This window comes from Methanomassiliicoccus luminyensis B10 (assembly GCF_000308215.1).
Taxonomy (GTDB): Archaea; Thermoplasmatota; Thermoplasmata; order Methanomassiliicoccales; family Methanomassiliicoccaceae; genus Methanomassiliicoccus; species Methanomassiliicoccus luminyensis.
In genome coordinates this window covers 96,936-123,085 of sequence record NZ_CAJE01000004.1, presented here as the reverse complement: position 1 = coordinate 123,085, position 26,150 = coordinate 96,936, and the positions used below count along the sequence as shown (strand labels likewise).

The window sequence follows — 26,150 nt, the reverse complement described above, 5'->3', positions numbered from 1 at the left end:
TCCCTAGAAAGCTTCTGTCTTGGTCCTTCCGCCGGCCGGATGCCCCCTGCGGCAATGATATATATCGCAGAATAGTTCAACTATCCTTGAAATGAGACGGGAGAATCTTCTCTAGCGGGGGCTGGGGCATCATGGCTGGCGGACTGATGAAAAAGCTGTCGTTCCTGAACCGGTACCTGACGGTCTGGATATTTGCGGCCATTTTCCTGGGCCTGGGGCTCGGAGTGATGGTCCCTGATCTTTCGAACTTCCTGAACTCGCTGAGCATCGGCACTACTTCGATACCGATCGCCATCGGCCTCATCCTTATGATGTACCCGCCCCTGGCCAAGGTGAAGTACGAAGAGCTGTCCGGGATCACCAGGCAGCCCGACGCTAAGAAGATGTTCGGCACCTCTCTCGCCCTGAATTATATAGTCGGGCCGATGCTGATGTTCGCCCTTGCATGGATCTTCCTTCCTGACCAGCCCCTTTACCGCATCGGGCTCATCCTCACGGGCATAGCTCGATGCATCGCCATGGTCCTGGTGTGGAACCAGCTAGCCGGAGGTGACGGCGAGTACTGCGCCATGCTCGTGGCCCTCAACTCGGTCTTCCAGGTCCTGATGTACTCACTATACGCGTACTTCCTGGTATACTTCCTCTCGGACATCATATCTCCAGGCTCAGGCCAGGCGGTGGAGATATCCATCATATCGGTGGCCGTCAGCGTGGCCACATATCTGGGCATACCGTTCCTGGCAGGCATAGTCACCCGCTACGCCCTGGTCAGGAAGAAGGGAGCGGAATGGTATGACCGCAAGTTCGCCCCCCGGATCGGCAAGGTCTCGCTGCTGGCGCTGCTGTTCACCATCGTGGTGATGTTCTCGCTTAGGGCGGAGGACGTCCTTGCCCTGCCCTGGGATGTGGTCAGGATAGCCGTCCCCCTGCTGGCGTACTTCCTGATAATGTTCACGCTGTCGTTCTGCCTGAGCATCAAGCTAGGGTTCGACTATCCCCGCGCGGTCGCGCAGACCTTCACCGCCGCGTCCAACAACTTCGAGCTGACCATCGCGGTGGCCATCGGCGTGTTCGGGATCGGGTCGGGGGTAGCGTTCGCGGCGGTCGTCGGTCCGCTGGTGGAGGTGCCGGTGCTCATCGCCCTGGTGAACCTGGCGTTCTGGTTCCGACGCCGTTATTATGATGGGTACGGCAAGGTCAAGGGCAACGTCAGGAACAGGCCGGCCCTGCCGGCACAAAAGTGAGGTGAAAGGATGACCATCGAGGAGATAGACCTGTACAAGCTGAAGGAGGAGGACTTGATGAGGTATCTGCCGGATACCGACACCCCCTCGTGCGGGGGAAGCCCCCGGGCCGACCTCGCGCGAGCGCTGGTCGCCGGAAAGATGAAGGCGGTCGAATGTGGCGCCATCGACAGGAAGCTGGCTGAGGTCATGGACGCGGTGCTGGGCATCGACATCCACCTGCCGGAGAGCGACCCCATGCAGCAGAAGGTGCCGGAGAGGCTGTTCGAGTACAATTCGCCGGACGCGAGCTCGCCGGTCATCATCACCGGCAACTCCGTGATAACCCACCAGATCCTCAAGCTGATATTCGAGGCATCCAAGATCAAGGCCTTCGTGATGCCGGTGGATACCAACGGTTTCACGCTGGACAACGCAGTGGTCGAGGGGGTGCTGACGCCCCTGGCGGTCATGAAGGCCATCACTGACAGCGGGATAGCGGCCAAGACATCCGGACGGAGGGCCGTCATCTCGGACCTCGCCAAAGGACAGAAAAGCGGCATCGAGCGCATAACCAGGTGGACGCTGGAGGTCGGCCCGGTGAGCGGGTTCGAGCTGCCCCTGTATCTGCTGGGGCGCTGAGCTCGCGGTGATGGGGTGGCAAAGATCCGGGCATGCAGAGAAGCATTGGCCCCCTGGCTCAAGGGGGAGGTGAGACGGCACTGCGCCGTATGCGGACATGAGGTGGAGCGCCTGGAGCGCTCCTGCCCCTCTTGTTCAGCCCATCTGCGGAAGGAGTGCCCAGAATGCCACTACTGGGTGGAGATCGATGCGGCGTACTGCATCGCCTGCCGCCGCCCCTTCCCGGTGCCGCCGCCACCCAAGGCTACCGTGAAGCTGTGGCACGAACAGGGGTGACCTCCGCGGCCGGGGGCGGCCTTACCATCGGCAGCCCGGCCGCGCTCCACCCGGTGGTCCCGCCGATGACGTTGGCAATCATCCTATGGCCGCTCGCCGCGAGGATGCTGGCCCCTATGCTCCCTCTCAGGCCGGAGGCGCACATCACCGCCACCTTCCGGTCGCGGGGGACCGGGGCCTGCCCCCGTACCAGGTCCTGCAGGGGGATGTGGTGCGCGCCTTCCACGTGGCCGCTCTCCCACTCCCTCTCGTTCCGCATGTCCAATATGAAGATATCCTCGCCGGACCTCCGGCGCTCCTCCAGCTCCATAGGGATCATGGCGGCAAACCCCTCGGCGGGCAGACCGGCCTTGGCCCAGCCCTCCATCCCGCCGTTCAGGCGGCCGCCCAGGCGGTCGTAGCCGACCCGTATCAGATCACGGACCGCCTGGGCGGGGTCCTCCATGCCCAGGACCAAATAGAGGGGACGGCCGTAGGGGAGCACCCATCCCGCGTAGTGGGGGAGGACCTGCAGGGGGATGCTGACGGAGCCAGGTATGTGCACGCCGGCGAAGGCGGGGGGCGAGCGGACATCGACTACCACGCCGCCGCTCATCCTAGATGTGAGGCCTTCCGGGGAGATTAGGGGAAGGCGGGGCGTTCCTCCCAGCACCGGCTGCCCCTCCAGGTTCAGCTCCTCCATCCTCTTGAAGTACGGGGGAAGCTCCAGCTTCTCCCGGAGCTTCATATCCACGAAGCCCTCCCTGGTACTGAACTGAAGGGCGGGGTTCTGGCACATCTCCAGGCCGATGGTGCTCTCCTCACGGGAGGATATGCTCCCGCCGCACGCGGAGCCGGCCCCGTGGGCCGGGTAGATGATGGTGCCGGGGCCGAGGGGAAGGATCTTGCAGTGCAGCGAGTCGAACAGCTGGGAGGCCATCCGGGCCGCCCGCTCCGGCCCCATGAGGTCGGTCCTGCCCACCTCACCGACGAAAAGGGCGTCGCCGGTGAACGCCGCCACCGGCTCCGGCCCTGAGGAGAGGTCGAACAGGACAAAGGACATGCTCTCGGGAGTGTGCCCCGGGGTGCTGAGCGCCCGAAGGCGCACCTGTCCCACATCGAACTCCTGGCCCTCCCTCACCACCGCGCCGTAGCCAAAGCCGAGATCCCCGTGGAATATGGGCGCCCCGGTCACGGCCGCCAGCTCCCTTGACCCGGTGACATAGTCCTCGTTGCGGTGCGTCTCCAGGATAAGAACGATGTCCATGCCCGCCTCGTCGGCCAGGTCGACATATATCTGGCAGTCCCTCCGGGGGTCCACCACCGCCGCCCCATCGCCCGAGCCTACCAGGTATGACAGGTGGGCCAGCCCCTCTGCCTTTATCTTCCTGACGAGGACGGGGTCCGCCATGGTCACGACCTGGGGCCCGGACCTCAATCGAGGTTTTGGGCCAGCTGGTCCAGGAGCGAGGCGGGGCTCTCTACGGGGTACTTGAGCTTCGGCAGGAGCTGGGAGATGTCCCGTCCCCCCACGTCTATCCCCTGCAGGCGTTCCCTGGCCTGCTCCTTGCTCAGAGGGAACGGCAGGTCCTTCATGGCCTTAGCCACCCCTATGGACCAGGCGTTCTTACCGTCATCACGGGAGACGCCGGTCTGCCTGCTTATCTCGTGCAGCAGGTCGGCAGGAGTGGCCACGGGGAAATGGATGCTATCGACGAACTCGTCGATGCTGCGACCCTCCACCCTGATGCCACTAAGCCTGTCCCTGACGTCCTCCTCGCCCATGGGGAACGCCGCCCCTCGCATTCGGGAGGCCACCTCCACCGCCCAGTTGATCGTCCTTGTTGGTGATCGTGCCATGATATATCCGCTCCGGCCAGGGCCCCGGGGGCCGCCGGTCCCGCCCCCTGGGAGGACCGTCTGACCGGAATTCCTCTCCAAAAAGCGATTTATCAATGTTGGGGCGGCAAACAGTGGGGGGCGGTCGAGGGGACCGCTCACCGGGCGACGCCGTCCCCGCCCGGCCGGGTAAGAATTTTCTATCCGTGGCTGCATCAGTACCCTCGCCGCCGGACGGGGCGCGGGGACGGGAGCAGATGGGGCTGGCCATATTGAGCGACTTCGACGGGACCATTACCGACATCGATACTGCCGCATACATCCTGGACCGCTTCGCGCGGGGGGACTGGAAGGCCGTGGACCGCCTGCTCGAGGATGGTGCCATCACCATCGACGAGTGCATGAGCCGGCAGTTCGCCATGATAGGCATCTCCAGGGACCGCATCATCGCCGAGCTGGAGGCCATCGTCGCCCCCCGGGAAGGGTTCCCTACCCTGGTGGAGATGTGCGCCCGGAACGGCGCCACATTGAGGATAACCAGCGCGGGAATGGACTTCTACATCCGACATTTTCTAAAAGCGAGGGGATGGGGAGCCATCGACGTGGTGGCCCCCCGCATCGACGAGGGGGCCGGGGGCATAACGTTCTCCTTCCCGCCCCTGGAGCAGGAGGGGGCGCTCAACTTCAAGGACGACCAGGTCCGGATGGAGAAAGGGAGGGGGAACGTCGTCGCATATCTCGGGGACGGCGTCTCCGACCTCGCCGCGGCGCTGTCGGCGGACCTGCCGTTCGCGGTGGAGGGATCGCGCCTGGACCGGCTCCTGGAGAAGAGCGGAAAGGCCTACCAGCGCTTCACCGGCTTCTCCGAGGTCCTGCCGGTCCTGTTCGGCCATTACTTCTCAGGCCTGAAGTCCAGCGAGCCCGAGTTCATACAGTAGCGCAGCCCGGTGGGCCTCGGGCCGTCATCGAAGAGATGGCCCAGGTGCCCCCCGCAGCGGACGCACTTGACCTCGGTGCGCATCATGCCGTACCGGACGTCCTCGGCGGTCTCCACGTTCTGCGGGGCGATGGGGGCGAAGAAGCTGGGCCATCCCGTCCCGGAATCGAACTTGGCATCAGATGAGAACAGGGGAAGGCCGCACCCCCCGCACACGTAGGTCCCGGCACGATGCTCGTCCCAGTACTCATTATGGAATGCTGGCTCGGTCCCTCCCTGCCTCAAGATGCGGTACTTGTCCGAGGGCAATATCCTCTTCCACTCCTCTTCACTCCGCACTAGCTTTTCCACGTTTCCCACGTTCTTGGAAGCCATTTGTCCCAACTCCTATTCACCTTGCAGGCCCTTTTTGTCAGCCGCCCACTATTAAACTCATGGGCTTGCAGCTAAACTCAGCCTCAAGTGCCATATGGCCTTCGGCCTCATCATTCGCCGCATTCGGCTCGCTGACGCGGAGCCTGCCGCCTTCCCGCGTAGAGAAGGCGGCGATAATCCAAGATACGCTGGCATGCCTGGTTGAGTGCGCTACAAGCGTATCGAGATAGTGAGGAACATCTGGCGAGAGATCAGCGACGATACAATTGGTATTTCTGGCTACATGTAATCCCTCTTCGAAAAGAGTGGGTTTGCTGGCGATACATATATAAAATGGGCCTGGTCCAACTTATCGTCGCGTGAGGGGTGGGTCGGGTCGCCATGAAGGATGAGCTGACGATAACCATAGCCAACTGGGCTGGCGTGAACACGGGCGACGATGCCATTTTCTCCTCTCTCCTGAACGTCCTTAAATCAGCGGTCTCTTCCAAACTGACCGTCTACGTCCTGGCGGACAACGAGAAGGAGATACAGAGAAAGTTCCACTCGGTCGCGGGCACCGCGCCCATATTCGAATACTACAAGCCCCAGCATCTGCCCCGGGTGCTGGGGTTCCTGCGGCGCTCGGACCTGGTGATCTACGGCGGCGGGGACCTCATCAACGGAGACCTCTGCAGCATGTCGTTCCTCCGCCTGGCCAAGCTGATGGGGGTTCCGGTAATGTGCTGCAGCGTCGGCGCCCTGCCCCTGCAGTCCTCGTTCCAGCGCTTCTTTACTCGAAGGGCGCTCAACTGCATGGACGCCATCACCGTGCGGGACGAGAGCTCCAAGGACCGGCTGCAGGCCCTGGGCGTGGACAAGGTACCCATCCAGGCAACGGCGGACCTGGCCTTCCTGCTGTTGCCCAAGCTGGACGGGAACAGGCTCCTGGAGAATAACGGGCATAGCGGAGCTTCGATGACCATCGGGGTGAACGTGCGCTCCCAGGACGAGATGTACTACTTCTATTCCACCTGGGACGAGGACAAGTTCCTCGACACCGTGGCCAGCGTGTGCAACCGTATCATCAGCGACCTGGACGCCCACATCGTCTTCCTGCCCATGGAGACCTGCGAGCGGAAGAAATACTACCATACCCAGGTGTTCGACGAGACCATCGGCCACCGCATCCTCGGCAACATCGAGAGGAAGGATCGCTTCTCCATGCTGGCTCGCGAGTACACCCCGGACGAGCTGAAGGGGCTGCTCAGCCACATGGACCTGCTGATAGCGATGCGCCTGCACACCCTTCTCATCGCCTCCGACCAGGGCATCCCCATGGTGGCGTTCGACTATGCGCCCAAGCTTCACTCATTCATGTCCCAGATCGGGCGGGAGGACTTCCTGGTGGACACCACCGACCTGAGCGAGGAGGGCATCATGGAGAAGGTCCGCACCGCGCTGCAGGACGAGGGATGGAGGGACAAGGAGCGGGTCCGCTCTCTGTGCAAGAGGTCGCAGGAGAACGTGGACGTGATCAAGGACGTGCTGGAGACCAAAGAGGCGGACCACCGGAAGTTCTACACGCACCTGCCGCTGGTCCCCCTGTTCGTCGCCTCCAATTACGCTATAGACCTCGTCCTGGCCGTCAAGGGCCGGTCCGCCCGAAAGACCAAGAGGAGGAGACGACCCTTTTCTCCAGTTTCCACAGGTAGCGAAAAACTTTTTAACCCCTCGCTAATCCAGCCTTTCATGGTCTCACCTCAGGTCGAGAAGCTCTTTAACTCACTGAAGAGCGCCGGAATAGTCTCCGAGGACAAGGCGGTAAGCGCTGAGAAGGCCACGTCCCTCTCCAAGCTTCCCAAGGCCCAGTGCATGAACGCATTGGCCGAACTGGAGAAGATGGGCGCGGTAAAGAAGCGCAAGAAGAACAACGCTGTAGATTATTATCTTGTGAAAACAGCTCTTTAAGGTCCTTTTCAGAACGATGCCGGCCCGCATGCCGACCTTTCCCATTTTCATGTGCAGTGAGAGAGCCCGGGACCTGCATCCGTCAGCGCCCCGCGGCCCGTCCTTTTGGTACTTCCGCCCGGGCGGGACCGCAGGGCCGCCGCCGCTCTTATTATGAACCAGAGGCTCCGACGTGGGAAGTGCACACGGAGGTACATCAAATGAAGGTCAGTATCGAGATGCCCGCGCTCCCCATGGCCGTCGTGGTGGCGGGGACCGTGGTGAGAGGAAGGCCGAACTTCATGCCAGCGGGCTGGGTCACCATGGCCAACATGAGCCCGCCCCAGCTGTCCATAGCCGTGGCCAAGGGGCGGTACACCGCGGAGGGCATTCTGGAGGCCGGTGCGTTCTCCATCAACCTGGTCACGGCGGAGATGGTGGAGAAGGCCGACTATTGCGGACTGTTCTCCGGCCGGGACACCGACAAGTCGGACGTGTTCGAAACGTTCAAAGGAGAGCTGGAGATGGCCCCGCTGATAACCGATTCCCCCATGGCCGCGGAGTGCCTGGTGGCCAGGACGCTGGAGCTCCCGACCCACTACCTCTTCGTCGGCGAGGTCAAGAACGCCTACGCCGACGAAAAGTACGTGGAGAACGGGAAAGCGGACCTCCTGGGGATGAGACCGCTGGTGCTGACGATGCCGGACAACCACTACCGCATGCTGGGGGAGACGGTCGCCCAGGCCTGGGACGTGGGGCGGCGGCTGAAGATAGCGGAAAAGCGCTGAGGCTACTTTTTCCGGTAGTTCCTCCCGACCTTGAACGCGTCGGCCTTCTTCTCCCCCAGGGAATGGTAGGCGCTGCCGGAGGCATATAGCAGCGGGTCGAGCATGGCATAGTCGATCTTTCCGCCCGGGACCACTGAGGCGTCGACGTGCACCTGCACGACCTCGCCCACCATCAGGTCGGTGGTCTCGAACTCCACCACATTGCTGAGCCGGCATTCCATCGACACGGGGCTCTCCTCTATCAAGGGGGCGCTGCCGAGCTCGCCGTAGAACACCTTGAAGACATCGGACTTGTCGACATCGCGGCCTGACACCAGTCCGCAGTGGTCGGTGGCCGCGGCCATGGCCGTGCTCGGCAGGTTCACCGAGAAGGTCCGGTTCTCCATGATCCCATCCTTGGTCCTCCGCTCCTTGGCCATCACCAGCCCGATCATGGGCGGCTCGTCGTCGATCATGGTGAACCAGGCGATGGTGCAGAAGTTGGGCTTTCCTCCCACGTTCGCACCGACCAAGCAGATGGGCATCGCCAGCGGCGGCATCTTCTTGCCGAGGGTGATCTTGCGCATGTTATCGCTCACATGGATGCCTGCCCGGAGTATTCATTCTTGCCGCGGCGGACGGAGGGGGCGCATCGCTCCATTTTTGCGTAAATATAAGTAGGTTCCAGCTTTTCGGAACCGGGACCATGAGCGCCGCCAAGGAAACGCTGCTTCCCCGACCCGTCATAATCGAGGACGAATGCAAGGGCTGCGGCAGATGCATCGCCGCCTGCCCCAAGAAGGTGCTGAGGCCCGCTCCCCGGCCCAACCGGAGGGGCTTCGTGCCCGCCGAGTACGTGGGGGAGGGCTGCACCGGCTGCGCCATCTGCTTTTACAATTGCCCGGAGATCTACGCCATCGAGGTCCACACCGCGGACAGGGAGGGAAGGCGATGAGGAAGTTCGTCAAGGGGAACGAGGCCGCGGTCATCGGCGCTCTGTACGCCGGGTGCGACGTGTATTTCGGATATCCCATCACCCCGGCCAGCGAGATCGCCCACGGGGCCGCGGAGTACTTCCCCCAGCTGGGGAAGGTGTTCCTGCAGGCCGAGTGCGAGACGGGGTCGGTCAACATGATTTACGGTGCGGCCAGCGCCGGCATGCTCGCCATGACCGCCTCGTCCGGGCCGGGCATCAGCCTGATGCAGGAAGGCATCTCCTACCTGGCGGGAGCGCAGCTCCCGGCGGTGATCATCAACGTCCAGAGGACCGGCCCCGGTCTGGGCAACATCGGCCCGGAGCAGGGAGACTACAACCAGGCGGTGAAGGGCGGGGGCCACGGCAACTACCGCAGCATCGTGCTCGCTCCGGGCTCCGTCCAGGAGATGTGCGACCTTACCATAAAGGCGTTCGAGCTGGCGATCAAGTACCGCAACCCCGCCATAGTGCTCGCCGACGCCGTCCTGGGGCAGATGATGGAGCCGCTCAGGCTGCCAGAGAAAGAAGCGCCCCGGCCCGACATGTCGTCCTGGGCGGTGAAAGGGGATGCGGCCACCCGCCGGAACCTCATCACCTCTATCTACCTCGACCCGGACCGCCATGAGCAGCACAACCTTGCGCTGCAAGATAAGTACGAATCGATGAAGAAGGACAGCATGGCCGAGAGCTATCTGACGGACGACGCGGAGATAGTGCTCACCGGGTATGGTTCGGCGGCACGGATCGCCCGCTCCGCGGTGGACCGGCTGCGCTCGCAGGGGGTCAAGGCCGGGCTGTTCCGCCCCATCACCCTGTCCCCGTTCCCGGAGAAGGAGCTGAACGCCGCCTGCGGCGGGAAGAGGGTGCTGGTGGTGGAGATGAGCAACGGGCAGTACCGCGAGGACGTGAGGCTGTACCTCGACCGCCGGCCGTCCGGGATCGGTCTGGTCAACCGCATGGGCGGGAACCTGGTGAAGGTGGAGGCCGTGATCGACGGCGCCGCCAGGATGATGGAGGGGCGCGCATGATCAAGAAGGCCGCCGGGTTCTACGATACCTTCGACCGAAAGGACGGAAGCAAGACCACCACGTTCTGCGCTGGGTGCGGCCACGGGATCGCGCACAAGCTGATCGGCGAGGCCCTCGCGGACCTCGGCCTTCAGGACCGCGCGGTGTTCGTGTCCCCGGTGGGATGCGCCGCCTTCTGCTACTACTACTTCGACTGCGGGAACGTGGCGGCGCCTCATGGGAGGGCTTCCGCCGTCGCCACCGGGCTGTCCCGGGTCCTTCCCGACAAGGTCATCGTGGCCTACCAGGGGGACGGCGACCTCGGGGCGATAGGCTTCAACAACGCCTTCCAGGCGGCCAACCGCGGCGAGAAGTTCGCCTGCTTCTTCGTCAACAATTCCATCTACGCCATGACCGGGGGGCAGATGGCCCCCACCACGCTCCCGGGCCAGAAAACCACCACCACGCCGTTCGGCCGCGATGTGGTCAGGAACGGGTACCCCCTGAAGGTATGCGAGGTGTTCTCCCAGCTGGAGGCGCCGGTGTACGTGGAGCGCGTGTCGGTAGCCGACACCAAGCGCATCATGCAGGCCAAGAAGGCGATCCGCAGGGCCCTGGAGATCCAGCGCGACGGCAAGGGCTTCGCGTTCGTGGAGATCTTATCGCCGTGCCCGACCAACTGGAGGATGGACCCCCTCAAGTCGGCGGCCTTCGTCACCGACCATATGGAGAAGGTGTTCCCCCTGGGCTGCTACCGCGACCGCTCCGGGGAGCCTACCCCCCAGGCCGGGGAGATCCCCCGGAAGGGCATCTCCGAGCTGCTGGGGGCCTCCGAGGGGGGCCTTGAGCCCCGGAGGGACGATTCCTTCCGGGAGAGGCGCATGAAGTTCTCCGGGTTCGGGGGACAGGGCGTCCTGAGCCTCGGCCTGGTGATCGCGGAGGCCGCCGGCAAGGCCGGCCGCTACGTCTCCTGGTTCCCCAGCTACGGGCCGGAGCAGCGGGGCGGGGCCGCCTCCTGCGCGGTGGTCGTGGGCGGCCGCGAGATCGGCTCTCCCACCGTGGACGAGCCAGACCTCCTGGTGGCGATGAACCAGCCCTCCCTGGAGAAGTTCCTGCCCGCCGTGGTCGGGGGCGGGACGGTGCTCTACGACGCGTCCATCCCGGTAGAGGTGGCGGCGCCGGAGGGAGTGAGAATGCTGGCGTTCCCCGCCGGGAAGATCGCCGCGGAGAACGGCACCCCCAAGGCCGCCAACACTGCGCTGCTGGGGGCCCTGAGCGCCCTGGGGCTGCTGGACGTTCCCGAAGAGGAACTGCTGGCCGCGCTGGACCAGAGCTTCTCTGCCAAGCCCGCCCTGATCGAGCGGAACCGCAAGGTCTACCAGGCCGCCAAGGCCTGGGCCGGGGAGAGCCTGAAATGATCGAGCGTGGCAGCCTCTCTGCATCCGCGGACAAGCTATATTATCGATCTTGCGGATTCGTCCGGGAAGAGAGGCCGCGGAAGGGCTGGATGGCCTTTTTTGATAGACGGAAGTCACGGTGAGAATCATGTCGTCGTCTCAGCTGCTAGGAACCAGGATACGCACGTACCGCGAGAGGCTCGGCCTGTCGGTCGAGGACCTCGCCAAGAACGCCGGCCTTGACGCCGCCCTCGTGAGCAACGTGGAGGACGGCGCGGTCTATCCGTCCATCAGCGTCCTGGTGAAGCTCTCCAGGGCGCTGGGCCAGAGAGTGGGGACGTTCATGGACGACCAGTTCGTGGACGGCCCGGTCATCGTCCGCGCCGGCGAGAGGAAGGATGACGGCACCCCGCATCGCGGCGCGGGGCCAGCGAACTATCGCTACTACCCTCTGGGGCAGGGGAAGACCGATCGCCACATGGAGCCGTTCTATATTGACATAGAGCCGAACGGGGAGGAGTCCCTGTCGTCCCATGAGGGCGAGGAGTTCATCATCGTGGTATCCGGTGAAGTGGAGGTGCAGGTCGGGAAGGAGGCCAGCCGCCTCAAGGCCGGGGACTCCATCTACTACAATTCCATAGTGCCGCACCTGGTGAAGGCCGCGGGCGCCGAGAGGGCGGCCATCTACGCCGTGGTGTACACGCCGTTCTGAGGTCATCCCATGTTCCGCCAAGAGATCACCAGGGAAGCGACCCTCGGACAGCTTCTCGACGAAACGGTGGCCAAGTGCCCCGACACCGACGCGGTGGTGTACGCCGACCGCAACTACCGGCAGACCTGGAGGGAGTTCTCCGCCACCATCGACCGGGTGGCCAAGGGCCTCATGGCCCTGGGGGTGAAGAAGGGTGAGAAGGTAGCGGTGTGGGCGACCAATGTTCCGCACTGGGTCACCCTGCAGTTCGCCACTGCCCGCATCGGGGCGATCCTGCTCACCATCAACATCAACTACAAGCGCGCCGAGATCGACTACGTCCTCAAGCAGTCGGAGACGGAGAACATCTTCATTATCGACGGGTACCGCGACACCGACTACCTGGCCATGATGTACGACCTGGTGCCCGAGCTGAAGGAGCGGCCCCGGGGCCAGCTCCGTTCGGCGAACTATCCGCACCTGAAGAGGGTGCTGTTCCTGGGGCCGGAGAAGCATCGCGGGCTGTACGCCATGGACGAGGTCATGGACGTTGCCTCGCAGACCTCCGACGCCGAGTACAGGGAGCGGCAGTCGCAGCTCTCTTGCTACGACGTCGTGAACATGCAGTACACCTCCGGGACCACCGGGTTCCCGAAGGGAGTGATGCTCACCCACCACAACATAGGCAACAACGGCTACTGGATCGGCTCGTACATGAACTTCGGCCCCCAGGACCGCATCTGCATCCCGGTGCCGCTGTTCCACTGTTTCGGGTGCGTGCTGGGGGTCATGTCCAGCCTGAACACCGGGGCGACGATGGTCATACTGGAGAAGTACGACCCCGTCAACGTCATGATGTCAGTGGAGAAAGAGAGATGCACCGCGCTGTACGGCGTGCCGACCATGTTCATAACCGTGCTCGATCATCCCCTGTTCAGCAAGTTCGACTTCTCCACCCTGCGGACCGGGATCATGGCGGGGTCCCCCTGCCCGGTGAAGAGCATGCACGAGGTGGTGGAGAAGATGAACATGAGCGAGTGCACCATCGTGTTCGGCCTCACCGAGTCGTCGCCCGGCATGACGCAGACCCGCTGGGACGAGCCGGACATCAACAAGAAGTGCTCCACGGTGGGGCAGCCGCTCCCGGGGGTGGAGGTGAAGCTGTTCGATCCCGACACCGGGAAGGAGTGCGGCGCGGGCGAGCACGGCGAGGTGTGCTGCCGGGGCTACAATGTCATGAAAGGCTACTACAAAATGCCCGTGGAGACCGAGAAGGCCATCGACAAGAACGGCTGGCTCCACTCCGGCGACATCGGGATGATGGACAAGGACGGTTACCTTTCGATCACCGGCCGGCTCAAGGACATGATCATCCGGGGAGGGGAGAACATCTACCCAAAAGAGGTGGAGGACTTCATCCACCACATGCCCGGCGTGCAGGACGTGCAGGTCGTGGGCGTGCCCTCGAAGAAATACGGGGAGCAGCCGGGTGCCTATGTCATCTTGTACCCCCACGTTCAGATGACCCCGGAGGACGTGCAGGACTTCTGCCGCGGCCAGATCGCCTTCTACAAGATCCCGAAATATGTGGCCTTCGTGGATTCCTTCCCCCTGACCGCCTCGGGCAAGATCATGAAGTACAAGCTGAGGGAGGACGCGGCGAAGCGCTGGCCGGACGCGTAACGAGTTCGGCAACCCGTAAATAGTTCCTCGGAGTTCGTGGCCCCGATGCCCAAGGTCAAGGTAAGAAGCGCCGACATACATTATCACGTCCACGGCGAGGGGGAGCCGCTGCTGCTCATCACCGGCTTCAGCGGCGACCTGTACAACTGGAAGAAGGCCATTCCGTTGCTGGAGAAGCGGTACCAGGTCATCGCTTTCGACAACCGCGGGAGCGGCCTGACCGAGGACGACGGCACACCGTTCACCATGGATGACCTGGCCGACGACGCCGCCGGCCTGCTGGATACATTGGGCATCGAGAAGTCGCATGTCGTAGGCTGGTCCATGGGGGGCAATGTGGCCCAGCTGGTGGCAATGCGGCATCCCCGCCGGGTCGGCGGACTGGTTCTCATGTCCACCTACACCAAGGAGCCCGATCGCTCCCGCTTCGCCATCGATGCGATGGTGCATTCCGTTCGGGAGGGGGCGAGCATGGAGACCTTCCTGCAAATGATGAACGCCTGGTGCTCCACCGAAGGATATTACCGGGGCAAGGAGTCGATGTGCCTGAACGGCAACGGGTGCGACCCCCGCATACTGGACGGGTACGCGAGGCAGAAGAAGGCGTTGGATGCCTTCACCAGCAAGGAGCGGCTCCGTGATATACGCGCACCGACCCTGGTCATCCATGGCATCGAGGATATCATGGTCCCGCTGTACTTCGGGGAGGAGGTTGCCGCGAGCATACCCGGCGCGAAGTTCGTCACCATCCCGGCGGCGGGCCACTTCCTCCCGCCCTCGGGGTACGCCCCGGCCATCCTGAGGTTCCTGGCCAATCACCCGCTGAAGGACTGATCTCCAGGATCGCTCACGCGGGCGGTCCGCATCGGGAGTTCATGCCTGCCCCCCGGACGGCCCCTCGGCGGGGGGCGAGAGCGTCGCGAGTTCTGCGGCCTTCTCCTCTTTTGCCAGGCCGCGGTGCATGTAGAACGCGCCGAACGAGGCCACCGCAGTGGTGATCAGGATCACGATGGTAACGGCCCCCATGATCGCCTCTCCCATCTCCACGCTCACCGCCCCCATGGACAGGGGGAGGGACGCCAGGACCGCCGCGCACAGGCCCCGGGGCATCATGAACATCATGGCCTCCCGGTCGATCTTGGTGGACACCAGGCGCCGGGAGAAGTGGCGGGTGCAGAGATACCGGCCCAGGATGATGGCCACGGACATTGTCACCCCCGCCGCGATGTGGAACATGGTGACGGACATGGTCGTCACCACAATGCCCAGGTAGATGAAGAAGAAGGTCCGGACAAAGAAGGTGATCTCGTCGTGAAGGGTGCTGATGTGCTCGTCACAGACGTAGTTGCGGGCATCCCTCCGGAGGATGCTGGCCAGCTCCTCGCCATTGGACAGGGTCAGACCGAATACCAGCGCCGCCAGCGTTCCCCCGCCGGTCCCCCCGACCAGCACCTCGGTCATCGCGTACACGCCCAGCATGACCCCCAAGGTGACCATGTAGGAGAACGGCTTCCCCGAGAGTCTGGACAGGACCTTTAGCCAGATAAGTCCGGCCACGAAGCCTGCCAGAATGGAGATCAGGAAGGTCGACACCATCATCACCGCGATCCCGCCCAGGTCGGCCTTCCCCGAGAGTATGACCCCGATAAGCACCATCGCCACGATCACGGAGAGGACGTCCACGATGGCCGACTCGAGAGTGAGAATGATCTTGGCGTTCCCGGAGACCTTGAGGCCGTTGATCAGCGGGATGACGATTGCCGCGCTGGTGCCGCCGAGGATGGCGCCCATGAGCAGCGAGGTCATGAGGTCCCACCGCAGGGCGAAGAAACATATCCCCGCCACCAGGGCCAGGGATATCATGAAGGCGACCACGGTCTGGACCAGCGCCCGGTTGAGGGAGGTCAGCACCTCCCTGATATGGAGGCCCATCCCCGCATGGAACATTATCACGACCAGGGCCAGGGTCGCCACGTAGGGTGTCAGTACGGTCATGCTCTGGGCCATGGATTCGTTGATAAGGCCGGTGAAGGCCGGCCCGAGGGCCGCCCCGAACGCGATGAGGATCAGCACGTCCGGGGCCTTGTATCGCCTGAACAGATAGTCCGCCGTGAACCCTACGAGCAGGGCCACGGACCCTATCAAGAACACCATGGTCGCATCCATACTGGTCACTCTCTGGGACTGCAACGTATTTGGTATATAAAACCGGCCGCAGACCGGGATCAACAGGGCATAGCAAGAGCCTCGCGGTCCCCTCTGGGCGTCTCCGACCATGATCGGCCATCCCGCCGGCCTCATGAGCGAGCGGGGCGTAACATATGAGTGTGAGCTTTGATAGAACGGCGCGGAGAGGAGACCGCCCCATCTGGGGATTTTTAATAGGCATGACCCTATTCGCTGACCGGGGCGCGCGATGGAGCTTTCGATCGAGACCATATTGATGCAGCTGTTCGTCCTGATCCTCCTGGCCAAGGTGGCCGGGCTGCTGTGCGAGAGGATCAAGATATCCCCCGTCATCGGCGAGATCCTGGCGGGAATAATTGTAGCGAACACGTTCCTGTTCACGTCGCTGGGCCTTGACACCGACCTGAGCTTCTTCGAGATACTGGCCGAGCTCGGGGTCATCTTCCTGCTGTTCGCGGTGGGACTGGAGACGCCGTTCAGCGAGCTCAGGAAGGTGGGCAGGACCGCCACCCTGGTGGCCGTTCTGGGCGTGGTCTTTCCCCTGGTGGCCGGCATCGCCCTGATGCTTGGGCTGGGCCACGGGATGACCGAGGCGCTGTTCATCGGCGCGGCCCTGGTGGCCACGAGCGTGGGCATCACCGCCCGGGTCATCAAGGATATGGACCTAACCAACGCCATCGAGTCACGCGTGATCATAGGCGCGGCGGTCATCGATGACGTGCTGGGCATGATCGTCCTGGCCATAGTGGTCGGCGTCGCCTCCGGCAGCGGCACCAGCATCCTGGACATCGCCCTAGTGTCCCTTGAGGGAGTGCTGTTCGTGGTGATGGTCATATTCGTCGGCTCGATCCTCATCCCCCGGGCCAGGAAGCGCCTCGCCGCCCGGAAGGGAGAGAGCGCTGAAGCGAGGGACGGCTGCGCCGTGGAGCGGAAGCGCCGCGGCATCACCCCCCTGCCTCTCGCCATCATCGTCTGCCTCGGGCTCTCCTTCTTCGCCTCCTATGTGGGCCTGGCAGCCATCATAGGGGCGTTCCTGGCAGGCATGGCCTTCGCCGAGTTCAAGGACAAATGGCCCTGCGAGGAGGACTTCCATCCCATCAACGAGTTCTTGGTGCCGTTCTTCTTCCTTCATGTGGGGATGTCGGTGGACCTCGCCTCGTTCGGCGATGTCATCGTCCTCGCCGTGATCGTTACTCTGCTCGCCATCGTCACCAAGTTCCTGGGCTGCGGCCTGGGCGCGAGGAGCTTGGGCGGAAGGTCCGCCACGGTCATCGGCGTCGGCATGGTCCCCCGGGGCGAGGTGGGCATCATCATCGCCTCCATCGGGCTGAGCATGGCGGTGATCTCGGACAGCATGTTCTCCGTGATCGTGTTCATGTCCATGGCCACCACCATAGTGGCGCCTCCCCTGCTCACGTGGGCGTTCAAGAGGAAGAACAACCTTGCATGCGCGGTGCCCGAGGCCGGAGAGTGAAGCGCCTGAGCGTTCCCACTAAGGCGCCGCGCCCCGACATCCTGCGCCGGGGGCTCTTGCCTGCCCGGCGACGGATGATGTGACCAGGTCATGTCCAGCAATATTATCAATGTTGATATAATTGGGATAATTTTATATGCGATAGCGCAGTTCCTTTAGCTGTCCCGCAAGCGATACTTAAATCGACCTATCACAAAGGCATGGCTTTCTGAGTGGTGCCTCGTGCTGGCCCAATAGCTTGCGGCGAACTGAGGTGAAAAGTATATGCCCTTAACAACAAGAGCGCAAGCTCTGCTCAGGAACGCCGAAACGAGACTATCCCTCTGGCTCGACGAGATCATCGATCCGATCAATAATCACGTCTTCGAGTGGCTGATCGGGCTGATGGACCGCTTCCGGAAGCGTCCGTCCCCATCTGCCACGAACGAAGGCACCGCCGGGAGCATGGCCATGGTCCCTGCCCTCTCCCGCGCGGTACCCGAGAGGGACCATCCTTCTATCATCAAGATAAAGATCAGGGACCTCACCAAGATCTATGGGGCCGATCCCAAGCCGGCCCTGGCACTTCTCGCGGCCGGCCGGTCAAAAAAGGACATCATGGAGGCCACTGGCAGCAACGTAGGCATCCAGAACATAGATCTGGACATAAGGGAGGGAGAGGTCTTCGTCATCATGGGGCTGTCCGGCTGCGGCAAGTCGACCCTATTGAGATGCATCAACCGGCTTATCGAGCCGTCGAGCGGATCGATCGTCATCGATTCCCAGGACGTGCTGGAATTGGACGCCCACGCGCTCCGGGATCTCCGCCGGCACAAGATAAGCATGGTCTTCCAGAACTTCGCCTTGCTGCCCCATCGGACCGCCGTTGAGAACGTCGCCTATGGACTGGAGCTTCAGGGGGTCCCCCTGGAAGCCCGGCACGAGAGCGCCCGCTCCATGCTGGGGATGGTCGGGTTGGAGGGCTACGAAGAGGCCCTCCCGTCCCAGATGAGCGGGGGGCAGAAGCAAAGGGTGGGGCTGGCCAGGGCACTGGTGAACGGCCCGGACATCCTGCTCATGGACGAGGCCTTCAGCGCTCTCGACCCCATCATCCGCAGGGACATGCAGCGCGAGCTGGTGCAGCTCCAGGGAAAGGTCAGGAAGACCATTGTCTTCGTGACCCATGACCTTGAGGAGGCGCTCTCGATAGGGGATCGGATAGCGATAATGAAAGAGGGCCGCATCGTGCAGATCGGTACTCCCGAGGACATCCTGGCTAAACCGGCCGACGACTTCGTCCGGTCCTTCATGAGCAGCGTGGACAAGGCCAAGGTGCTGACCGTCGAAAGGGTCATGGAACAGCCCGGGCCCTGCCTGCCCCGGAGGACCGACCCCGTCAAAGCGCTGGCCATCATGGAGGACGAGGGGGTCACCAGGATGTTCGTGGTCGACCAGGACATGAGACTGGCCGGGCTGGTGCGCATCGAGGACCTCCGCTCCGCGCATGGCCCTGAAGAAAGCCTTGATGACATCATGATGACCGAGGTCACCGCGGTAGCACCCTCATCGCCGATAAGGGAGATCATACCCATTCTCGTCAGGACCGATCACCCGGCCCCGGTGGTGGGCCCGGACCGCCGCCTCATCGGCAAGGTCCTGCCCACCAGGGTACTGAACACCATCGAGCCCGAGGAGGCGCTGGCATGACCGGGCCCATAGGCGAGGCGGCCGTCGAACTGGTGGACCTGATCGATGAGAACCTGGGATGGTTCCTGGACGGGCTCTCCGACACCCTGGGATGGTTCCTGGGCTACGTGAGCAAGGCCCTGATGGCGATCCCCGCCCCCCTGCTCATCGCGCTCATCACGGTCCTGGCCTTCGTGGCCACCCGCAGGCTGCTGCTGACCGGCGGTGTCGCCGCGGCCCTGGCATTGATCCACTCCATGGGGCTGTGGCAGCTGGCCATGGACACCGTGTCCCTGGTGCTGACCGCCACCCTGGTGGCCGTGATCATCGGGATGCCCATCGGGATCGCCTGCTCCCGGAGCGACCGCCTCTTCGCCGCGGTCAAGGTACTCCTGGACTTCATGCAGACCATGCCATCGTTCGTGTACCTGATACCGGTGGCCATCTTCTTCGGGCTGGGGAACGTGCCAGGCATGATCGCGACGGTGGTATTCGCTCTGCCCCCCATCGTTCGGCTGACCAACCTGGGGATCCGCCAGGTACCCCGCGATATGAAGGAAGTGGCCGACTCGTTCGGCTCCACCCCGTTCCAGAAGCTGCTGCATATCGAGCTGCCGCTGGCCATGCCAACCATACGTGCGGGCATCAACCAGTGCATCATGCTCTCTCTGTCCATGGTGGTCATCGCCTCCATGATCGGGGCGAGGGGGTTGGGAGGGAACGTCCTGAGGGCCATAAATACTGTGGATATCGGGCTGGGGTTCGAAGCTGGCCTGGCCGTCGTGCTGATCGCCATCATACTCGACCGGATCACCCAGGGCACCGCTCGTCCGTCGAAATGATCCCCCGGAACGAGAAGGACCAATGCGCCGAGCTAGCGCAAGCTATCACGCTCCACCCCTCCGCGGGTGATGAATGGAAAGAACGACGAAAAAGAACGAATATGAGAGGTGAAAGAATGGACAAGAAGACGCAGAAGACAATAACGATCGGTGTGGTCTTGGCGGTCGCCCTGGCGGCCGTCTCCTACGCCGTGTGGTCATCCGGAAGCGGAGAGGATAAGCTCCAATTCGGGTACGTAGCGTGGGATGGAGAGATCGCCAGCACCAACGTGCTAACGCTGGTGCTCGAGGAGGCGGGGTTCGGGATAGAGATGGTCAACGTGGACCCGGGATTGCTGTATCAGGGCCTGGCCAATGGGGACCTTGACTTCACCACCTCAGCGTGGTTGCCGGTGACGCATAGCGGCTACTGGAATTCCTACGGGGATGATATAGATCGAGTGTCGACCAATCTGGAAGGCTGCACCATCGGGCTTGCCGTCCCCTACTACGTCTACGAGAGCGGGGTGGTCAGCATAGAGGACCTCAACGAAAGGAAAGCGCAGTTCGACAGCAAGATATATGGCATCGACGCCGGAGCGGGGGTCACGATCGCCACCGAAGAGGCCATCGAAAGCTACGGCCTGGATTATGACCTGGTGACCAGCAACAGTGCCATGATGCTTACGCAGCTCCGTTCGGCATATTCCGACGAGGAATGGATCGTGGTGACCCTGTGGACCCCTCACTGGGCGTTCGAGAGGTGGGACCTCGTGATGCTTGAGGACCCTGAGGGAGTATATGGCGGCGTGGAGCACGTGGAGACGCTGGCCCGGCAGGGGTTCCAGGAAGAGAACCCGGAGGCCTACGCCATAATCGAGCGGTTCAACTGGACCCAGGTGGACATCCAATCGGTAATGTCGGACATAGCCGACGGCATGTCCGAGAAAGAGGCCGCCCAGAAATGGATCGACGCGAACCGGGGGACCGTGGACTACTGGATCACTGGCGTGGCGAACTGAACGGCCCAAGGGGCGCTCGCCCCCTATCTTTTTTTTACTTGGGCACATCCAATGTACATATAGATACAATATCCAATTAGATAATGATGAGATAATTATTTAAGCCGCGCAGTCGTTCTTTTACTATCCTGCAAGCGACACTTTAATCGACCGATCGCGAGGGCGTGGCTTCATTCTAGGAGTGGCCTGACGCCCCCGTGCTGGTCCAATAGCTTGCGGCGGAACCCGTAACTGCATGCGCCCTGACGGTAAGAGCTTAAGCTCGCTCCCGGGAGGGCTATCGACAGCCGATATAAACAGAGGTTGCCACCATGGACGAGGAAAGCGGATCTGCAAGAAATGACTGTGAGGAGCGCCGGACCGGAAGCGACGTGGATATGAGAGCGGGGAGCAGAGGCGTTACCACCGTCGAGGTTACCAGGTCCGATCACCTGAGGAAGGAGGATCCCGAGCTCAATGAGATCCTGAGCCGCCCTCAGGATGTCGAGGAGGTGCGGGCCAAGCTCTTCGACCTCCTGTTCCGCAGGGAACAGGAGCTTCTGTCGGAGCGCTGCGCCATGGACGACCTGGAAAGGGCTAATGCTCTCCAGTGCATCAGGGTTTTGAAGAACATCTTTTCCGGACGCAGCGAGCGCATGACCGGGCACAGCGCGGTAGCGACCCTTTTAAGCATCGTCCGCGGGGGCGGGGCGGTGGAGGTGGAGAGAAGGGCCTTTTTCACGGACATCTCCAACATCGCCAAGGGCTCCCTGGGCCGATCGGACATCTGCCCCGACGAGGCCCCCTCGTTCCTGGCCTATGGCGGCAGGGAGGGTGCCCGCATCCGGTCGGACTACCTCGACCGGCTGGGCCAGAGGTGCGAGGAAAAGATCGGGTCGTACCGCACCGGCCTGGAGCCGGAGATCGTGGAGGTGCGGAAGCGGAACCGCGACATGATACTGGATGTGCTCGGCGGCACCGAGGATGACTGGAACGACCATCGATGGCACCAGCGCAACGCGCTCCTGGACCTGGACCAGGTCTCCGCGCTGGTGGATCTCACCGAGGAGGAGGCCGCGGCCATTGACCTGGCGGTCAACCACCACCTCCCTTTCGGCATCACCCCCTACTACCTTTCGCTGTTCGACCCCGAGCCGTCGGGGCGGTGGGACCACGCCGTGAGGGCCCAGGTCATCCCTCCCCTGAGCTACGTGCGGGGGGTGCTGGAATCCAGAAGGAACGGGGGCGCCTCGCTGGACTTCATGAAGGAGGGGGACACCTCCCCGGTGGACCTGGTGACCCGGCGATACCCCATGATCGCCATCCTCAAGCCCTACAACACCTGCGCCCAGATCTGTGTGTACTGCCAGAGGAACTGGGAGATCGGAGGGGTCTCCTGCCCCGACGCCACGGCCTCCGACGATAGCATCGACGGGGCCTTGGACTGGTTCGAGGACCACCCCGTGGTGTCGGAGGTCCTGGTCACCGGGGGCGATCCCGCCCTGCTGGATGATGATAAGCTCTCCAGCCTGCTGCGGAGGCTCTCCGACATCGAGCACATCGCCAGGATCAGGATCGGGACCCGCCTACCGGTGGTCCTGCCGATGCGATTTACCGACGAGTTCGTCGACAGCATCGGACGGTTCCACGTGCCCCCGGAGAAGGACCTCTGCATGGTGACGCATTTCGAGCACACCTATGAAGTGACGCCGGAAGCGGTGGCCGCGGTGCAGAAGTTCCGCATGCAGGGCATCGCCGTGTACAACCAGCAGGTGTTCACCTTCGAGAACAGCCGGAAATTCGAGACCGCCGCGCTGCGGCTCCTCCTAAAGCAGGTGGGGGTGGACCCCTACTATACGTTCAACACCAAGGGGAAGACGGAAACGAACTGGTACCGGGTGCCCATCGCCCGCATCCTCCAGGAGCGGAAGGAGGAAGCGAGGCTCCTGCCCGGGCTGTCGCGCACGGACGAGCCGGTGTTCAACATACCCGCCCTGGGGAAGAACCACCTGAGGTCGTGGCAGAACCACGATCTTATCACGATCTCTCCCCAGGGGGAGAGGGTCTATGAGTTCCATCCCTGGGAGAAGAACATCACTACCGCGTCGACCTACATGTACACCGACGTGCCCATTCTGGACTACCTGCTGAGACTGAGGGAGCGGGGCGAGGACCCCGAGGAGTACCGCAGCATCTGGTATTACTTCTGAAGCTCCGGGAGCCTGGAGAAAGCCTCGTCCTTGCTCTTGTACCTCAGCAGCTCCCGCCAGAACGCCGGGGTCAGGATCGCGAACGCCGTCAGGAACTCCATACGGCCCGCCCACATGGCGAACATGAGCACCATCTTGGCCGGGTCGGGGAGCAGGCCGAACGTACCCATCGGCCCGAGGCTGCCCAGGGCGGGGCCGGCATTGGACACCGCGGTCATGGCCGCGCTTAGTGATACCATGGGCTCGATGCCCATGAGGGCCAGCGCGACGGTGCAGGCCCCGATGGTCCCGAGATAGCACATCACCACCGCCATGAGCGAGGATACCGTGTTCTCTCCCAGTATCCGCCCGTCCAGCTTGATGGAGAATATCGCCTTGGGGTGGACCGTCTTGTACAGCGACGCGGCAATGAACTTCCGGGAGATGACGAACCTGATCACCTTGAGGCCGCCGGCGGTGGAGCCGGAGCTGCCCCCGATGACCATCAGCGCGAAGAGCATGAACAGGAGGCTGGTGCTCCATATCGAAAAGTCAGTAGTGGCGAACCCCGTGGAGGTCATCACCGACAGCATCTGGAAGGTGGAGGCCCTTATGTTCGCCTCCACGCCCCCGCCGTAGTCCCCCCACAGCAGCGCCGCCCCCACCGCGCTGAACAAGACCACCAGCAGCGCGTAGGTCCGGAACTCCGAGTTGCGCCAGTACGTCCGGGCGCTGCGGGACGCGATGGCCTGGAAGTGCAGATAGAAGTTGGTACCGGCCAGGAACATGAACACGATGATTATCCACTCCACCACCGGGTCGTTGAAGTACTCGATGCTCCGAGTGTGCGGCGAGAACCCGCCGGTGGACATGGTGGAGAACACCACGGTGGACGCATCGTATATGCCGATGCCGGTCAGCAGCAGGAGGCCCAGCTGGGCCAGGGAGAGGCCCAGATAGATGAGGTGGAACTTCTTCGCCTCCGCCTGGACCCGGAGGGTGACGTTCTGGGTGTCCATGCCGGTGGTCTCGTTCCGGACCAAGTTGCGGCCGGCCACCCCCAGCATGGGGAAGATGGTGACGAATATCATGACTATGCCCGCGCCGCCGAGCCACTGGACGAAGGACCGCCACAGCAGCAGGCTCTTGGGCCACGATTCTATGTCCAGCATTATGGTGGCCCCGGTGGTGGTGAAGCCGCTCAGGGTCTCGAACATGGCGTCCAGGGGGCCCATGCCGTACATGACGAACGGTATCGCGCCGAATATGGTGGCCACGAACCAGCCGGTCGTCAGCACCAGTATTGCCTCGGTGGGCCGGGTCGTCACGGACGACTTGTACCTCAGCACCAGCGGTATGCCCACCATGGTCGTGAGCAGCCACGGGTAGATCCATGGCCGGGGGTCCTCGCCGTAGAACAAAGCCACGGACATGGGCACCAGGAACGAGATGGAGATGTAGGATATCAGGAGGCCGAACAAGTAGGGCACGGTGCCCTCCTTGCGGGCGATCCGCTCCTGGAGGCCGTACCGGTCCAGGCCGAGCTTGTGGATCGAGGTCTTCAGGCGCTTCTTGACCGGCTTCTTGAGCTTTACCTTGATCTCTTTCTTAACCACGTTCCGTCTCAACTTCAAGGGCTCACCGGGATATTGACATGGAACATCCTTTCCAGCACGGAGATGTCCGACCGGTCCGCGTAGATCAGCAGGGTATCACCATCCATGATGTGGGTGTCAGGGTCCGGGATTATGACCGTCCCGTCGCTGATCACCGCGGCGATGGAGGTGCGGTCGGGCAGCTTGGCATCGCCGAGGCGGACGTCCCTGAGGCGGTTCCGGGAGCCCACCTTGAGGGATATCAGCTCCTCCTTGGCGCCGTTCATCAGCAGCACCACCTCGAAGTCCGGGACGGTCTTCTTCACGATCTCGTTGGCCACCACTCCGTAGTAGCCGACGGCGGCGTCGATGCCGGCCATCTGGAATATGTCCCGGTACTCTTGCTTCGAGTACATGGTGACGGTCTTGGATACGCCCAGATGCTTGCCCACCAGGCACGCCAGGAGGTTGCCCTCCTCATTGTTGGTGGTGCATACCAGCACATCAGTGTTGCCAACGTTCTCGTTGCGCAGCACCAGCGGGTCGGTGCCGTTGTCGTTGATGATGACCACGCCATCGAACTTGCGGGCCAGCTCCCTGCACCGGGCCTCGTTCTTCTCGATAAGCCGGACCGATACCTTCTCGTTCTCCAGCATGCACAGGAGATAGTCGGCTATGATGCTGCCCCCCACGATGAGAATGTCCTGGGCCCTCTTCCCGACCCCCAGGACCCGGTCGAACTGCACGATGCCGGCCTCGTCCCCGATGACCACTACCTCGTCGCCGCAGACCAGGTTCTCGTACTCCTCGGGCAGGAGGATCTCCCCGCCCCGGCGTATCGACAGGATCCTGCAGTCCCGGGGCAGGCTGAGGCCGGTGATGGGGATGGCGGTGCGGCCGTTGCCGGGCACCCGGAACCTGGCGATCTCCAGCCCCAAGGAGGGCATGGACTCGTGGTCCACCGCGTTCCTCAGCATGGCGAGCTTCTTCATCTTGGCCGCGATGAGGTACTCCGGGGAGATGATGTCGTCCACCCCCAGGAACTCGGAGACCTTGCTCCCCTGAGTGTAGTCATGGTCCCGCATCCTGGCCACGGTGATCGCTTCCGGCCGTATCTGCTTGGCCACCAGGCAGGCGAACACATTGGTCTCGTCCCTCTCCGTGACGGCGAGGAACAGGTCGATCTTTTCCTTCATGACCCTCTGCAGGACCTTGGGGCTGGCCCCGTTGGCGTTCATGGCCCCCACGTTAAGGGTATTGATCACGTGCTCGTACCGTTTCTCGTCCTCCTCCACCACCAGGACGGAGTGCTGGCTCGACAGTATCCTCGCTACCGCGTAACCTACGGTGCCGGCACCTATGATCGCAATCTGCATCTGAATTCCACCATTTATCGGATCTCGCCGCTGCTCGGCGGGGCCATAGGGCTCAGTAGGCTTAAAATGTGCATCTATTTAAAAAGTGGATGGCTAGCACAGCGGAAACGTTCATGAGCGG

General features: G+C 62.8%; 24 protein-coding genes. 17 read left to right on the top strand and 7 right to left on the bottom strand.

Going from position 1 to position 26,150, the window contains the following annotated elements; all coding sequences use genetic code 11:
• Window positions 1–146 precede the first annotated feature (146 nt).
• Genes arsB through WYS_RS15835 form a run of 3 tightly spaced genes read left to right on the top strand, consistent with a single transcriptional unit; the run spans window position 147 to window position 2,141 of the window.
• Window positions 147–1,244: an ACR3 family arsenite efflux transporter gene (arsB, locus tag WYS_RS01270; RefSeq protein ID WP_019176347.1), complete on the top strand. Its 1,098-nt coding sequence runs from the start codon at window positions 147–149 to the stop codon at window positions 1,242–1,244.
• Window positions 1,245–1,253: 9 nt separating this feature from the next.
• Window positions 1,254–1,865 carry a hypothetical protein gene (locus WYS_RS01265; RefSeq protein WP_019176346.1) on the top strand — a complete coding sequence of 204 codons (612 nt, stop codon included), beginning with the start codon at window positions 1,254–1,256 and terminating at the stop codon, window positions 1,863–1,865.
• A gap of 15 nt (window positions 1,866–1,880) precedes the next feature.
• Window positions 1,881–2,141, top strand: coding sequence for a double zinc ribbon domain-containing protein (locus WYS_RS15835; protein ID WP_147654526.1), 261 nt, complete (start codon window positions 1,881–1,883; stop codon window positions 2,139–2,141).
• On the opposite strand, the gene WYS_RS01260 is transcribed toward WYS_RS15835, so the two are convergent.
• Together WYS_RS01260 and WYS_RS01255 are read right to left on the bottom strand one after the other, a co-directional pair.
• A complete protein-coding gene (locus WYS_RS01260; protein ID WP_019176345.1) occupies window positions 2,110–3,531 on the bottom strand; it encodes an MBL fold metallo-hydrolase in 1,422 nt (473 codons plus the stop codon). The genes WYS_RS15835 and WYS_RS01260 overlap by 32 nt on opposite strands.
• A 23-nt stretch (window positions 3,532–3,554) precedes the next feature.
• Window positions 3,555–3,980: a hypothetical protein gene (locus WYS_RS01255; RefSeq protein WP_147654525.1), complete on the bottom strand. Its 426-nt coding sequence runs from the start codon at window positions 3,978–3,980 to the stop codon at window positions 3,555–3,557.
• A 185-nt stretch (window positions 3,981–4,165) separates the two neighbouring features.
• On the opposite strand from WYS_RS01255, the gene WYS_RS01250 reads away from it, so the two are divergent.
• A complete protein-coding gene (locus WYS_RS01250) occupies window positions 4,166–4,897 on the top strand; it encodes an HAD-IB family phosphatase (protein ID WP_162137672.1) in 732 nt (243 codons plus the stop codon).
• Here the strand turns inward: WYS_RS01250 and msrB are convergent.
• Window positions 4,852–5,271 (bottom strand): peptide-methionine (R)-S-oxide reductase MsrB, encoded by a 420-nt coding sequence (gene msrB, locus WYS_RS01245; protein ID WP_019176342.1) that lies wholly within the window; start codon window positions 5,269–5,271, stop codon window positions 4,852–4,854. The genes WYS_RS01250 and msrB overlap by 46 nt on opposite strands.
• 381 nt (window positions 5,272–5,652) lie before the next feature.
• Between msrB and WYS_RS01240 the strand changes: the two genes are divergently transcribed.
• Entirely contained in the window at window positions 5,653–7,221 is a 1,569-nt protein-coding gene (locus WYS_RS01240; protein WP_019176341.1) for a polysaccharide pyruvyl transferase family protein, read from the top strand.
• A gap of 200 nt (window positions 7,222–7,421) precedes the next feature.
• Window positions 7,422–7,988 (top strand): flavin reductase family protein, encoded by a 567-nt coding sequence (locus tag WYS_RS01235; RefSeq protein WP_019176340.1) that lies wholly within the window; start codon window positions 7,422–7,424, stop codon window positions 7,986–7,988.
• 2 nt (window positions 7,989–7,990) lie between these two features.
• On the opposite strand, the gene WYS_RS01230 is transcribed toward WYS_RS01235, so the two are convergent.
• Window positions 7,991–8,566: a flavin reductase family protein gene (locus tag WYS_RS01230; RefSeq protein ID WP_201798874.1), complete on the bottom strand. Its 576-nt coding sequence runs from the start codon at window positions 8,564–8,566 to the stop codon at window positions 7,991–7,993.
• Window positions 8,567–8,673: 107 nt separating this feature from the next.
• Between WYS_RS01230 and WYS_RS01225 the strand changes: the two genes are divergently transcribed.
• The 6 genes from WYS_RS01225 (at window position 8,674) to WYS_RS01200 (ending at window position 14,555) form a co-directional block, all read left to right on the top strand.
• On the top strand, window positions 8,674–8,922 hold the full coding sequence (locus WYS_RS01225; RefSeq protein ID WP_019176338.1) for a 4Fe-4S dicluster domain-containing protein: 249 nt from the start codon (window positions 8,674–8,676) through the stop codon (window positions 8,920–8,922).
• Window positions 8,919–9,971 carry a 3-methyl-2-oxobutanoate dehydrogenase subunit VorB gene (vorB, locus tag WYS_RS01220; RefSeq protein ID WP_019176337.1) on the top strand — a complete coding sequence of 351 codons (1,053 nt, stop codon included), beginning with the start codon at window positions 8,919–8,921 and terminating at the stop codon, window positions 9,969–9,971. The genes WYS_RS01225 and vorB overlap by 4 nt, the downstream gene beginning before the upstream one ends.
• The gene (locus tag WYS_RS01215) at window positions 9,968–11,368 is read left to right on the top strand and encodes a 2-oxoacid:acceptor oxidoreductase family protein (RefSeq protein ID WP_019176336.1); all 1,401 of its coding nucleotides are present in this window, start codon (window positions 9,968–9,970) and stop codon (window positions 11,366–11,368) included. Before vorB ends, WYS_RS01215 begins: the two co-directional genes overlap by 4 nt.
• A gap of 127 nt (window positions 11,369–11,495) precedes the next feature.
• Window positions 11,496–12,059, top strand: coding sequence for a helix-turn-helix domain-containing protein (locus WYS_RS01210; RefSeq protein WP_019176335.1), 564 nt, complete (start codon window positions 11,496–11,498; stop codon window positions 12,057–12,059).
• A 9-nt stretch (window positions 12,060–12,068) separates the two neighbouring features.
• Complete coding sequence (locus WYS_RS01205; RefSeq protein ID WP_019176334.1) at window positions 12,069–13,721, top strand: AMP-binding protein; 1,653 nt, start codon at window positions 12,069–12,071, stop codon at window positions 13,719–13,721.
• 45 nt (window positions 13,722–13,766) lie between these two features.
• Window positions 13,767–14,555, top strand: a complete 789-nt coding sequence (locus tag WYS_RS01200; RefSeq protein WP_019176333.1) for an alpha/beta fold hydrolase — start codon at window positions 13,767–13,769, stop codon at window positions 14,553–14,555.
• 39 nt (window positions 14,556–14,594) lie between these two features.
• Here WYS_RS01200 and WYS_RS01195 read toward each other — a convergent pair whose 3' ends face one another.
• Window positions 14,595–15,887, bottom strand: coding sequence for a cation:proton antiporter domain-containing protein (locus WYS_RS01195; RefSeq protein ID WP_019176332.1), 1,293 nt, complete (start codon window positions 15,885–15,887; stop codon window positions 14,595–14,597).
• Window positions 15,888–16,137: 250 nt separating this feature from the next.
• Here WYS_RS01195 and WYS_RS01190 point away from each other — a divergent pair, with 250 nt between their 5' ends.
• The 5 genes from WYS_RS01190 (at window position 16,138) to WYS_RS01170 (ending at window position 23,079) form a co-directional block, all read left to right on the top strand.
• A complete protein-coding gene (locus WYS_RS01190) occupies window positions 16,138–17,382 on the top strand; it encodes a cation:proton antiporter (RefSeq protein WP_019176331.1) in 1,245 nt (414 codons plus the stop codon).
• Window positions 17,383–17,646: 264 nt separating this feature from the next.
• A complete protein-coding gene (locus tag WYS_RS01185) occupies window positions 17,647–19,068 on the top strand; it encodes a quaternary amine ABC transporter ATP-binding protein (RefSeq protein WP_201798873.1) in 1,422 nt (473 codons plus the stop codon).
• Entirely contained in the window at window positions 19,065–19,889 is an 825-nt protein-coding gene (locus WYS_RS01180; RefSeq protein WP_019176329.1) for an ABC transporter permease, read from the top strand. The genes WYS_RS01185 and WYS_RS01180 overlap by 4 nt, the downstream gene beginning before the upstream one ends.
• Window positions 19,890–20,005: 116 nt before the next feature.
• Complete coding sequence (locus tag WYS_RS01175; protein ID WP_019176328.1) at window positions 20,006–20,890, top strand: glycine betaine ABC transporter substrate-binding protein; 885 nt, start codon at window positions 20,006–20,008, stop codon at window positions 20,888–20,890.
• A gap of 311 nt (window positions 20,891–21,201) precedes the next feature.
• On the top strand, window positions 21,202–23,079 hold the full coding sequence (locus WYS_RS01170) for a KamA family radical SAM protein (protein ID WP_019176327.1): 1,878 nt from the start codon (window positions 21,202–21,204) through the stop codon (window positions 23,077–23,079).
• Here WYS_RS01170 and WYS_RS13900 read toward each other — a convergent pair.
• Window positions 23,070–24,674, bottom strand: coding sequence for a TrkH family potassium uptake protein (locus WYS_RS13900; RefSeq protein ID WP_147654523.1), 1,605 nt, complete (start codon window positions 24,672–24,674; stop codon window positions 23,070–23,072). The two genes, WYS_RS01170 and WYS_RS13900, sit on opposite strands and share 10 nt — an antisense overlap.
• A 14-nt stretch (window positions 24,675–24,688) precedes the next feature.
• Window positions 24,689–26,029 carry a Trk system potassium transporter TrkA gene (gene trkA, locus WYS_RS01160; RefSeq protein ID WP_019176325.1) on the bottom strand — a complete coding sequence of 447 codons (1,341 nt, stop codon included), beginning with the start codon at window positions 26,027–26,029 and terminating at the stop codon, window positions 24,689–24,691.
• Window positions 26,030–26,150: the final 121 nt, after the last annotated feature.